13 protein-coding genes are annotated in these 12,372 nt (G+C 52.8%); 7 read left to right on the forward strand and 6 right to left on the reverse strand.

Going from position 1 to position 12,372, the window contains the following annotated elements; all coding sequences use genetic code 11:
* The first annotated feature begins 53 nt into the window (after positions 1-53).
* The 7 genes from ACOCF6_RS03390 (at position 54) to ACOCF6_RS03420 (ending at position 8,904) form a co-directional block, all read left to right on the forward strand.
* On the forward strand, positions 54-731 hold the full coding sequence (locus ACOCF6_RS03390; RefSeq protein ID WP_482458979.1) for a TVP38/TMEM64 family protein: 678 nt from the start codon (positions 54-56) through the stop codon (positions 729-731).
* Positions 732-831: 100 nt separating this feature from the next.
* Positions 832-1,368: a shikimate kinase gene (locus ACOCF6_RS03395; RefSeq protein ID WP_482458980.1), complete on the forward strand. Its 537-nt coding sequence runs from the start codon at positions 832-834 to the stop codon at positions 1,366-1,368.
* Positions 1,369-1,719: 351 nt separating this feature from the next.
* Positions 1,720-3,336, forward strand: a complete 1,617-nt coding sequence (locus tag ACOCF6_RS03400) for a methyl-accepting chemotaxis protein (protein WP_482458981.1) — start codon at positions 1,720-1,722, stop codon at positions 3,334-3,336.
* A gap of 285 nt (positions 3,337-3,621) precedes the next feature.
* Positions 3,622-6,075, forward strand: a complete 2,454-nt coding sequence (locus tag ACOCF6_RS03405) for a methyl-accepting chemotaxis protein (protein WP_482458982.1) — start codon at positions 3,622-3,624, stop codon at positions 6,073-6,075.
* Between the two features lie 99 nt (positions 6,076-6,174).
* Positions 6,175-6,870, forward strand: a complete 696-nt coding sequence (locus tag ACOCF6_RS03410) for a substrate-binding domain-containing protein (protein ID WP_482458983.1) — start codon at positions 6,175-6,177, stop codon at positions 6,868-6,870.
* A 29-nt stretch (positions 6,871-6,899) separates the two neighbouring features.
* Positions 6,900-7,661 (forward strand): substrate-binding domain-containing protein, encoded by a 762-nt coding sequence (locus tag ACOCF6_RS03415; protein WP_482458984.1) that lies wholly within the window; start codon positions 6,900-6,902, stop codon positions 7,659-7,661.
* A 64-nt stretch (positions 7,662-7,725) separates the two neighbouring features.
* Positions 7,726-8,904 carry a methyl-accepting chemotaxis protein gene (locus ACOCF6_RS03420; RefSeq protein ID WP_482458985.1) on the forward strand — a complete coding sequence of 393 codons (1,179 nt, stop codon included), beginning with the start codon at positions 7,726-7,728 and terminating at the stop codon, positions 8,902-8,904.
* Positions 8,905-9,034: 130 nt separating this feature from the next.
* Here the strand turns inward: ACOCF6_RS03420 and ACOCF6_RS03425 are convergent, their stop codons facing one another.
* From ACOCF6_RS03425 to ACOCF6_RS03450, 6 genes are all read right to left on the reverse strand, one after another.
* Entirely contained in the window at positions 9,035-9,355 is a 321-nt protein-coding gene (locus ACOCF6_RS03425; RefSeq protein WP_482458986.1) for a hypothetical protein, read from the reverse strand.
* Positions 9,356-9,554: 199 nt separating this feature from the next.
* Complete coding sequence (locus ACOCF6_RS03430; protein ID WP_482458987.1) at positions 9,555-10,052, reverse strand: ferritin family protein; 498 nt, start codon at positions 10,050-10,052, stop codon at positions 9,555-9,557.
* A gap of 86 nt (positions 10,053-10,138) precedes the next feature.
* Entirely contained in the window at positions 10,139-10,912 is a 774-nt protein-coding gene (locus ACOCF6_RS03435) for a tRNA threonylcarbamoyladenosine dehydratase (protein ID WP_482458988.1), read from the reverse strand.
* The gene (locus tag ACOCF6_RS03440) at positions 10,909-11,523 is read right to left on the reverse strand and encodes a hypothetical protein (RefSeq protein WP_482458989.1); all 615 of its coding nucleotides are present in this window, start codon (positions 11,521-11,523) and stop codon (positions 10,909-10,911) included. Before ACOCF6_RS03440 ends, ACOCF6_RS03435 begins: the two co-directional genes overlap by 4 nt.
* A gap of 13 nt (positions 11,524-11,536) precedes the next feature.
* Positions 11,537-12,007 (reverse strand): WbuC family cupin fold metalloprotein, encoded by a 471-nt coding sequence (locus ACOCF6_RS03445; RefSeq protein WP_482458990.1) that lies wholly within the window; start codon positions 12,005-12,007, stop codon positions 11,537-11,539.
* Between the two features lies 1 nt (position 12,008).
* Entirely contained in the window at positions 12,009-12,362 is a 354-nt protein-coding gene (locus ACOCF6_RS03450; RefSeq protein WP_482458991.1) for a VOC family protein, read from the reverse strand.
* Positions 12,363-12,372: the final 10 nt, after the last annotated feature.

Raw genomic sequence — 12,372 nt, forward strand, 5'->3', positions numbered from 1 at the left:
TAAATGTTTTCACCGTATGTTGAACAGTTCCAGTATTACTCGGAAGGATAACCATGAATTCAAGAAAAATCCTTCTGCTCTGTATTGCTGCCCTGGCTGTGGCGTTGTTCTTCCGGTTCGACCTGGATCGCTTTCTGACTTTGGAGTCACTGAAAGCAAATCACCAGGCCCTTCTGGATTATTATGCCGCCCACACGCTGGTTATGGTGGCCGGTTTCATGGCGGTCTACATCATCCAGACCGCCCTGTCACTGCCAGGTGCAGCGATCCTTTCCCTTGCGGCCGGAGCTATCTTCGGCTCGACCCTGGGTACGGTCTACGCCGTGGTCTCGGCCTCCATCGGCGCCACCCTGGCCTTTCTGGTCACCCGCTACCTGCTGCGTGATCTGGTTCTGGAACGGTTCGGCAGCAGACTGGAGGGGATGAACAGGGAACTGGAACAGCGCGGCTTCAACTATCTGCTCTTCTTGCGTCTGGTGCCGCTCTTCCCGTTTTTCCTGATCAACCTGGCAGCCGGCCTGACGCGGTTGCCATTGCGAACCTTTGTGCTCGGCACCCTGCTCGGCATCATCCCGGGCGGCTTCGTCTTCGTAAATGCCGGTGCCAGCCTGGCCACCATCACCTCACTTTCCGGCATCGCCTCGCCGCGTGTCCTGGGTTCGTTTGCACTTTTGGGACTGTTTGCGCTGATTCCGGTGTTCTACAACAAACTGACAAGGAGATCCCGCTGACATGACAATCTGCTACGATCCGGCTGATCTGGCCAAATTCGTCCAGATCGACAAGGATGCGCCCGATCGCCGAAAAGATGTCGCTCTGAATTGAAGGCCTATGAAACCTGTGACTCTCAATATCGTCCTGATCGGCATGCCGGGTTCAGGCAAAAGCACGGTCGGCGTTATCCTCGCAAAACTGCTCTCCCGCGGCTTCGTTGATACGGATCTCCTGATTCAGACCGCTCAGGGGCGCTCGCTGCAGAGCATCGTCAACACGGACGGCTACCTGGCTCTGCGCCACATAGAGGAGCAGCTGCTGGTAAGCCTCGACTGCAGCAATCAGGTCATCGCCACCGGCGGCAGCGCCGCTTACAGCCATCCTGCCATGACGCACCTGCAACAGGGGGGCATCGTGGTCTTTCTGCACGCCGACCTGGAGACACTGCACCAACGGGTGCATGACTTCTCAGAGCGCGGCCTGGCAAAAAGCCCGGACCAGACCCTGGCAGATCTGTTCGCGGAACGGCATTCCCTCTACAGCGCCTATGCTGATATTACCATCGACAGCTGCCGCCTCACTCATGAACAGGTCTGCGCCCGCATCATCGAGCAGATTGGTCCGGTGACGCTCATGAAACAAACGGGCACATGATCCTGAAGCAGGCCCGGACCGGACGGAACGGATGAACCAGAAGATGCGGTGGAGGCGGTTATCGCCTGCGCCGACCGGCTCGGGCTTTACCTGAGGCGGCTGCATATCTGCCAGGCCGGGTAGCCAAACGACGGGTCCCGACAGCGTATAATGACAGACAACGCATGCAATTTTGCTCATACACCAACCACCTGCCTGCATTTTTATGCTTGTTATTTTGGACATTTACCAAGTTCAATGGTACTGTATTGCAAATTTGTGTGATGGCACGCAACTGGCAATATTCCCACATCATCACCCACGACACGTTCATTTCACTTCCATATCCGCACCTCGTTAACAGGAGACGACATGTCTGGAAATGCGATTACCACCGAATACACACGAGCAGGCAGGAGAACCGCCATTGCCACCAAGATTCTGCTGGCGGCAACCCTGGCACTGATAACCGGCTTCATAATCGTGGGAGGCGCAGCCCTGTATCTTGAAAAACAGGCACTGGTTGGTCTGCAGCGGGAGAACAGCCTGACCTTTGTCAATGTCATGGGTGACGACATAAAAACCGCCATGATGGCGGATGACATGAAAAAGGTTGATGCCTATATCAAAGACGTCATTGAAAAAAAACGGGCCGTCTCTTTTTCCATCTACAATGAGAAAGGCGAAGAGCGCGGCAGCGGTGCCAAAGGTGACGCCCTGGTGGCCGAGGTGCTAAAGAGCAATAAGCCCGCTAGTTCCGAGGAGATTCAGAACAACATCCATATCCTTGAGACCATCCTGCCGCTTCCAAATGAAGAACGCTGTCAGGGGTGTCATGAAAAAGAAACAAAGATGCTGGGAGCACTCAAGCTGAACACCAGCATCGAACAGGGCTATGCCGCCAGCAGGAAAGCCACCTTCTGGCTGCTTGTCTCCGGGGCTGTGGCACTTGCCGCCAGCTTTGTCTGCCTGATGATTGTACTGAGAGTGACTGTGACGCAGAAGATCAACGACTTTGTTGCCAAGGTTACCGATCTTGCCAGGGGCGAGGGAGACCTCACCAAGCAGATCATCGTCAAATCCAATGACGAGTTTGGTCTTCTGGCCGACGAAATAAACTCGCTGGTGGATAAAATCAGAAGGATCATTTCCCAGATTGCCCAGACCAGTGAGCAGGTTTCCTCCTCAGCCGCAGAGCTCCAGTCCAATGCCGAACAGATGGCCACCGGGGCCGAACAGGTAGCAGCACAGGCAGAAACCGTTGCCACGGCAGGTGAGGAAATGTCGGCCACATCCGGCGATATTGCCCAGAACTGCCAGATGGCCTCGGAAGGTTCGCAACAGGCCAGTGCCGCCGCAGTTTCCGGGGCCCAGGTGGTGGATGAGACGATTGCGGTCATGAACAGCATTGCCGGACGGGTCAGAAGTTCCGCCAAGGCGGTTGAAAGTCTCGGCAGCCGCTCCGACCAGATCGGCGAGATCGTCGGCACCATTGAAGACATCGCCGACCAGACCAACCTCCTGGCGCTGAATGCTGCCATCGAGGCGGCCCGGGCCGGCGAACAGGGTCGGGGGTTCGCTGTTGTTGCCGATGAGGTGCGGGCACTGGCCGAGCGAACCACACGTGCCACCCGTGAAATCAGTGAGATGATCAAGGCTATTCAGCTGGAAACGAAAGGTGCGGTGATCGCCATGGAGGAAGGGGTCAGTGAAGTCGCCAAGGGGAGTGAAAAGGCGGCTGATTCGGGCCGGGCACTGGAACAGATTCTCCAGCAGATCAACGATGTTAACGCCCAGATTCATCAGGTAGCCACGGCTGCCGAAGAGCAGACCGCAACAACCTCTGAAATCAGCAATAACATGCAGCAGATCACAGAAGTTGTCGCCCAGACATCCCGTGGGGCACATGAATCGGCTTCTGCAGCAAACCAGCTGTCGGTACTCGCCGACGATCTGCGGCGTATCGTCAGCCAGTTCAAAGTGGATTAACGCTGATCGATTGCGTCATCCCCCCGGGCACAGACACGATCATAAGGCCTGAGCGTTCTGACAGCTTCATTTACCCCCCTCCGGGAATCCGGTTGGGGGGTTTTGTGTAGCCGCAGCCACACACCTGCTAATTGGTACACAGAAACTTTTCTCGTATTGAATTATTTTTATTTTATATACACATGCCGGGATTGAACATTAATTAAAACGTGATATCGTTTATCAACAAAATAACACCCCATTTTACAATAACTTCTTACAACAAATCTCACGCGGCAGGTACTCATGAAGATCAAAACCAAGCTCATCCTCAACATGGTCATCGGAGCTGTTGCTATCTGGTCGATTGTCATTACCAGCATCTTCAGCATGAACTTCATAAAGAACAAACTCTCCTACCTGACCCAGAAAAGTACCCCTTACCAGATGCGCACGGTCGAGTTCCAGAAGGAGTTGCAGAGTGCCATCACCGATCTGGTCAAGGTTAATGCCGCCAGGGATTTAAAAGAGTTTCAGACCTTCCGCTCAGAGGCCGAGAAATCCCTCAGTGCTTTCAAGACATCCCAGCAGGCGCTGGAAGAAATGAGCAACAGCAAGTTCGGGGCTGAAGAAGAACTTTCCGGGATAGCCAATGAACTTTTCACTGCGGCGAGCGCACGTATCGCGTCTGAAAAGGCAGCCGCGGATGCTGCGGGCAAGATCACCCAGCAGATGAAAGAATCGTCCGCACGCCTCAAGGACCTGGACAAGCGGATCCGCATACTGCAGACAGGCCGTAATAACACCTTTGCTGCGGCACTAAAGGATACGGGAAACTATTCAACCAGACTGCGCAACGTAGAGGAACTCCGCAATCTGATTAAAGACCTGCAGCTGATTTTCGTAACCGTGCAAAATGCCCAGAAACCCACCGCTGTTCTGATAGCCAAGGGCAAAGTCAATTCTGTGCAGGCCCGTATCGATAAAAACGACTATCGCAACGAAAATCTGGCCATCAGCAACGACACAAAAGTTGTATCCGACAAACTGAACGAATTTATTAAACTCCAGTCAGCCGCCCTGGCTGCCAAGGATGACGCCGAAGCCAAAAACAAGGCGATTGAGACCGGAAAGGACCTGTCGGAAAAGTTAAATGGCCTGTACCTCACTCTTGACCAGGATGCAATACTTGCATCTGAAAAGGTAGGCATCGAGACACTGAAACAGGGGAACAGCTTCGGTCAGTCCAATGCGGCCAATTCGATCCTGCTTGACAACTCTGAACTGGTTGCCCTCGGGCTTATGGTGGAAGGTCAGACCAATAAGCTCTTAACCCTTAATAGCACCGCAGAAATCGACAAACTTGATCCAGAGATAAATAGCCTTTTCGCCCGTATAACAGATCGCACGAATGCCGTTGAAAAGGCCCTACTCAAATTCGGGGCACGGGAAGAGATTAAATCCCTGAAAATTGCAACATCGTCATTAACAGTCATCCGAAATGAATTATTTGCAACAGATGGGATCATAACCGCACTGAAAAAACGGATTTCCTCTACCGAGCAGACAGTCAAGGCCGGAGAAAAATTGCGGGCAATCGTGGTCAAGCAGGGGGAGAAGGGCAAGGAAACAACTTCGGCCGCAAAGGGAGAACAGGAAAAGGCCATCGGTGCCGTCAACAAGATGGTTAAAACAAGCATTATCCTGCTGTTAGTCATCGGCTCTGCGGCAGCAATCATCGGCACGTTCTTCGGCATGTGGGGCTTCCGTTCCGTTATCAAACCGCTCAACCAGCTGATCACCGTGGTTGAAAGTGTTGCCGGAGGAAACCTGCATATCAGCGATATCCATAAAGGCAATGACGAGTTCGGCCAAGTACAGGGCGCAATGGAAAAGATGGTCCAAAATCTGCGCGACATGGTCGGACGGATCAGCATATCCACCGCCACAGTTGCCAGCAGTTCACAGGAGCTTGCCTCCACCGCGGGTGAGTTGGAACGCAATTCCCAGACCCAGACAAATGGTATCGAGACCACCGTTACCGCCATGACCGAGATGGCCCAGACCATCCAAGATGTTTCCGGCAATGCCATGAACACCTCCGATTCAGCCGGCCGCATGAAGCAGATCGCCCTGGACGGTCAGAAAGCGCTGGATACCACCTCAAAAGAGCTGTTTGCCTTTGCAGACATCGTTCGTCAGTCGGCTGAAAAGACCGAGGCACTGGGGGCAAAGTCGGAGGCCATCAATGAGATCGTCGAGATGATCAAGGACATCGCCGATCAGACCAATCTGCTGGCCCTGAACGCCTCTATCGAGGCGGCCCGGGCCGGTGAAATGGGGCGCGGCTTTGCAGTTGTTGCCGACAGTGTCCGTCAGCTGGCGCATCGCACCATTGAATCGTCAGGTGAAATCAGCCGCACCGTCAAGGATATGCACGAAGAGGTTGATGCCTCGGTGCAGATCATGAAAAAAGAGCGCCAGGCAATTGAAGGAATCATCCAGCACGTTGACGGCACACTCAAATCAATGGGAGCCATCGTAGAGCACGTCGAGCAGGTTTTCAGCATGGTGCAGACCATCGCCACCGCCACCGAAGAACAATCGGCAACGGCCGAAGATGTCAACCGCACCATGGTTGGTATCAATGATGTAACACGTCAGCTGACTGTCTCGGTGGGAGAAATCAAGGGCACATCCGAAAACTTTGCCAAACTGGCTGCCGACCTGCAGCAGATGGTCGGCTGGTTCAAACTATAAGTGCAGTTGCAAACTCAACATCAAAAAGGATAAGGAGATTTTATGCTAAGAGCTTTTTCACTAAGTGCATTATTCATTTTGTTAACGGCTGCACTATCAATGGCTGATGTAATAAAAATTGGTGCCGGCGCAGCTCCAACCGAGAATGTTTTAAAACCGATCGAAGCTGCCTTTGAAAAGGCAGCCGGCCTGGATTTGTCGATTGCTGCCAGTGGTCCCAAGCAGGCATTTATTGATCTTGACCGAGGTACTGTTGATGCTGCGGCAGCTGGTCTTTCATTTGAAGATTGGATGGCGCTTCTGAAAAAAGAGAGCGTCGTGGTTGCAGACCCGGCTGCATTCAAACCTGTCACTATCGGCAAGGACCGTGTCATCGTCATCGTACACAAGGACAACCCGGTTGCAAAACTAAACAAGGAACAACTGACCGGTATTTTCACCGGCAAGATTACCAACTGGAAAGAAGTCGGTGGGAAAGACACTCCCATACTGGTTGTATGGGGCGGGCTTACACAGGGGACCAATTCCATGTTCGTTAAGAACATCATGGATGGAGCCAAACCGACCACCGAAGTAATCGGAGTATCAACAGCAGAAGATATCCGTCAGAATGTTTCGGTCAATCTGGAGGCCATCGGTTTTGGTCCGCAAGCGATGGTGAATGCAACCGTCCGCTCACCGGAAACCCCGGAGGTAGCCCGCACCATTACCCTTATCACCAAAGGCGCACCATCGGTAAAAGTTCAAAAACTGCTCGACTTCATCAAAACTGATGGTTCAAAATATATCAAGTAGGCAATCTAACCTATGGGAGGAACGTATTTATGTTCAAACACGTCACCATACTGACTGCTGCAATCTTGGCACTTTCTGTCACGTTTGCAACTGCCGAGGAGATTAAACTTTCCGGCGGTTCAACCTCAATTACTTCTGTCATCACCCCGGTCAAGACCGCTTTTGAGAAATCTAGCGGTCACACCATCAACGCTGTAGCAGCCGGATCCAAAGCGGCACTATTGAAACTGGATGCCGGTGACGTCGAAGTAGCCACTGCCGCACATACACCGGAAGAACTGTTCGCGGTTATCGAAAAGGAAAAAATCCAGCTCAAAAACCGCGACAAACTGAAGGTCGTTCAATTGGCTGATGCGACCTTCTACGCAGTTATCGTCAATCCGGCCAATCCGGTTTCCAAGCTCTCCAAGGAACAACTGGACGGCATCTTTTCAGGAAAGATCACCAACTGGAAGGATGTGGGCGGCAAGGATGCGCCGATCCTCTGCATCGTCAGCAACCTGAGCCCCGGTACGAATGCGCTCTTCAGTGAAACCTACATGGACAAAAAGAAAATCTCGGTTGAAGGCTTGGATGCTTCGACAGCTGCCGACCTTCGGCAGATCGTTGCCAGCAATCCTGAGTCAATCGGCTTCCTTGTTGCTTCACTGGCTGATTCCAGCGTGAAAAAGCTTGAAGTGCCAACCATGAAATCAAAACCGATCATCCTGCTGACCGTCGGGGTCCCATCGGCTAAAGTTCAGAAACTGATTGATTTTATCAAGACAGAAGGGCCGAAGTACATCAAATAGAATTTGATTTTATACTTTTCAACGGATCAAATTCAACCAGAGCACTCCATTTACAGGAGCGACGATGAGCTTCCTATTAGACCTCTATCTGCACCTTAAAGTTCGAACTCGAATATTTCTGCTATGCCTCTGCTACAGCCTCTGCATCATCATTGCGGTCATAGCCGGGCGCATGTTCTCTTCGACAGTTGCAGTCATGTCTACAGCAGTTTTTGTTCTTCTCGGGATCTTTTTCAGCGGACTTCTGTTCTGGTCGGTCAATGATGCCCTCAAACGGATTATCGTCCATCTCGGAACTATGGCCGATGGTAACCTGACTCAGACGATTTCCCCCAAACGCAACAACGAGATAAGCACCATTATTCGCTCCATAGCCAGTGTTCAGTCAACCATGCGAGACATCATCACCCAGATCTCACACACCTCGGAACAGGTTGCTCAGGCGTCCCGCCAGCTCCATGAAAATGCGTCCCAAATGGCGGCAGGTACCGATGAAGTTGCGGCTCAGACCAATTCCGTTGCCGAAGCCAGCGCTGCAATGGCGACGACCTCCGGCGACATAGCCCACAGCTGCCTGGATGCGGCTGAGACATCAAATCACGCCAGTTCTACCGCACAAGCCGGCGCAGAGGTTGTCAGGCAGACCATCTGCGGCATGGAGCGCATAGCAGGGCGGGTGAAGGATGCATCCAGGACAGTAGAAGAATTAGGGTTACGATCCGAACAGATCGGCCAGATTATCGGGACAATAGAGGATATCGCCGACCAGACCAACCTCCTGGCACTCAATGCAGCAATTGAGGCGGCCCGGGCCGGGGAACAGGGTCGCGGATTTGCCGTCGTTGCCGATGAAGTGCGGGCGTTGGCCGAACGCACCACTCGCGCGACCCGTGAAATCGGAGAGATGATCAAGGCGATCCAGAACGAAACCAGGAGCGCAGTTACTGCCATTGAAGAGGGTGTTTCAGAGGTTGAAAAGGGAACCGAATATTCGACCAGATCCGGTCAAGCCCTGGAGCAGATACTCCGTCAGATCGATGATGTCACCTCGCAGGTAAACCAGATTGCCACCGCCGCTGAAGAGCAGACTGCGACAACCGGGGAGATGTCGTCGAACATCCAGCTGATAACCGACATAATCCGGCAGACTGCTCACGGAGCGACGCAGACGGCCTCTGCATCATCTGAACTGTCCAAAGGGGCGGAAGAGCTTCAGCGTATCGTCGGAAGATTCAAACTGTAACCGGACTACATGTCACCACACTTTTTTGTTATAAAAGAATCCCCGCCTCTTGCGAAGCGGGGATTCTTTTATAGTAACGTACATATCCTGTTTATCAGGGTGCAAGTAATCACCAAGTTGTATCCGCGTGCTATTTGCTCTTCTTGAGCGGATTCTGCTGTTTCCAATAGATACCCAGCACATCGCGCTCATTAGATTCCAGCTTCGCACCTTTCTTCTCCATCTCCTGCTGGATCTTCAGCATGTCTTTATTGGTAAAGATGGCAGCATCGATGATCTTGCGGCTGTGACATTTCGTACATTTACTCTCGATAATACCCTGGGCCGCCTTTACATCACCACCCCGGACATTACCCATATTGGAAACGCCCTGTTGCGCCACTGCCGCCAAGAGCGGGCTTGCACAAAGCAACATCCCCACTACTATTACTGCCGCATGGTTTGTCTTCATGATCTCTCCTTTTTGTTCGTTAAAAAGTTTTTCAGCGGCAGTATAACAGAAAAGTTAGCGATCGCACGTATCCCTTTTGCAGGTTTGCTGTAAACAATTGGTAAACAGACTATCCTGGATATCAGGGCCCGGTAAAATAAAAGGCCTGGCGCAGTTAAGCGACAGGCCTTGCAGAACGTTTAACTGAGGTGCCGCTGTCTTATTCGCGTACGAACGTATCCTGGTCTGATTCGTGAACCATACCCATGATATGGGCATATTCCGATTCAATCAGGTCGTAGTGCCCCTGGGTCTCTTTAAGAACACGCGTGAAGACGGTCCGCACAGCCGGATCAACTACCCCGTTTGCAAGCTGGGTGTACTGGCCGATGCATTCTTTTTCCTCGATCAGCGCCAGCTCCAGGGCCTTCTGCTCGACCATATCATCGCTGATCGCCTTCATCAGCTTGACATAGGTGGGGTTTTTCTCATCTGCCGGTGAATCGATGTAGGACTTGAGATCTCCGAATTCAGTTCCCTTGTAATGATCGAAAAACGCCTTGAGATGACCGACTTCTTCGTTGGCCAGCAGTTCCAGCACCTTTTTTGCCCGCGCGTTTTTTGCAACTGATGCCGCCTTGCGGTAAAAATCCATGCTGTCCTTTTCAGACCTGATGGCAAGCTTTATGGCTTCCTGAAGCGTATATTCCTTTCCCATCGAACCCCTCCTGTTAATAATAAAAGTGTATACAGTATACCCATAAATTTGAAATGTTCAACAAAATTGTTGCGGCACGGATGCAGTCAATCAACAGTCTCCAACAGGTGGTTGACTACTACCCCGGCCATTGTCAGGCCAAACAGAGGCGGCAGGTAGGAGATGCTGCCAAGGATGACACGGCGGTGCTCGCAGCTGAAGACCTGGTCACCCTTATTGGGGCAGATGCACTCGGAACCGCAGGCAGAAGACGAGGCAGGGTCGAGCTCGCGATGCCCCTCCGTTGAATAGACAACCTGAACACCGCTGCTGATGCCGGCTTGTCGCAGAATTTTTCGCATACTGCGCGCCATGCGGCAGTTTTTGGTTTCGGCAATATCGGCGACCTGGATTTTGGTCGGATCAAGCTTGTTGGCAGCCCCCATGCTGGAAATAACCGGGATGTGCTGTTCCCGGCAGATCGTTATCAGTGCAACCTTGGCGGTAAAATGGTCGATGGCGTCAAGGACGTAATCAGGCCGGGGGGAGAGGAGCTGTCCGGCGTTTTCCTTTGAAAAGAACGCCTTGACCGCAATGATCTCGGCAACAGGATTTATATCACGAAGCCGGTCTGCCATGGCCTCAACCTTTTGTTGGCCAACCGTACTGCCCAGAGCGTGAATCTGCCGGTTGATATTGGTCAGACAGATGTCATCGTAATCTACCAGGGTAATCTTCCCGACCCCGGCCCGGCCGAGCGCCTCAGCAGCATAGCTCCCGACACCGCCGACGCCGCAGATCATGACGTGACTGCTGCGAAGCCGATCCAATCCGGCCGTACCGACCAGTAGTTCGGTGCGTGACAAACGATGCAGTGTCATGGCTGCCGCTCCTTCGTATCAGCTTCAATACCTATCAAAAGTCTGCCATCCTCATCCCGCCACCGCAGCCAATCCAGTGAGTTTTGATCAATCATCAGTATCATGGCCCAGTCATTTTCAAGCCGCAGAACCTTAAACGGCTGTCTGGGAGTCAAAATATCCGCTGGCACGCCGTCGGGTTGCTGAAAAGCCTGGTAGTATTTCTTCTGCAAACCGGGCAACAGACGGGAAACCTGCCTCTTGAAAAACAGTTCCCAGGACAGGAACGGGATCTGACGCGGCGGTTTCAGCCAGGCTTCCCGACCGGCATCATCGTACACCACCCGCATCCAGGCCCCTTTGCGGGCCATGACAATCAAAGGTTGGGCAATCGGAGAAGGACCGAACATCCAGTCATACGCGGGAATTTTGGCTTTATTCAACTCTCCCAGACGGGCAAGAGCCGGCTCTTCGTAGAGCAGCAGCGGATCAGCGGAATCAGTGCCAGTGGCTGGCAGAAGGAGAATGCCGATGCCGGCATAGGGGCGCATCTTCTGGGTGGGGGACGAATCGGCCGCAACAGCGCAGACAGTACAAACCAGCAGCATGACAACGAGCGTTAAAACCTTCATTGAAGCACCTGTGCTACGATGTTACACATATCCGTAACTGCTCAAGATAGACCGGTACGGCTGCATCACCGTCACACGGTGCCCAGGAAGCGGTTTCGGCGTCGCTCAGCGGAAGATACGGCCCGGCTTTGGCTTCAAAAAAAACCGTTCCCGGCTCCAGACTCACCGCGGTGTGATAGACGCCATGGGGGATGTCGGCCGCAAGCGTATTGTTTTTATGGGACAGAATCACCGTCTCTGTTACATCGCCTGTATCGGAGAAGGTTACAATGCCCAGACGGCCACTCATCAGGATGAATGTCTCGTCCTTCTCGGAATCCAGATGGCGGTGCGGACGGATGTAGGAAGCCGGCTCAATCGCGTTGAAGAGTCGGTGACAGATGGATTCGTTTGCATAATGAAGGTTGTAGTTCTTGCGCAGACGCGCTGAATTGCAGGCTTCTTCGCTCAGCTTGGACAGGAGATCACGGGTAACGATGTTCATGCTAGCGGTTTACCAGGGCCAGCTGATTGCCGTCTGGATCGGCAATTACGGCCATTTTGCCCCAGGGGCTTGATTCCAGTGGTTCAACAAAACGCGCACCTCCGGAAGCAAGGGTCTCGCACAACGCCTCGATCTTCTCAACCTTGAGGGTTATACCGGTATGTCTGCCGACCAGTTTGCGGGCTTCGTCCTGCAGCGCCAGCGCGACCCCCAGAGTCGACGGCGCACCGGGAAAAAACTCCATCAGCATCTCGCTCTGTCCAGCCAGAGGCAGCCCCAGCAGGTCGACATAAAAGGCCTTGGCCTTCTCAAGATCGGTGACAAAAATGACGATATTTTTCATTGTTACTGACATGACATCCTCT

The organism is Geobacter psychrophilus (assembly GCF_056821595.1).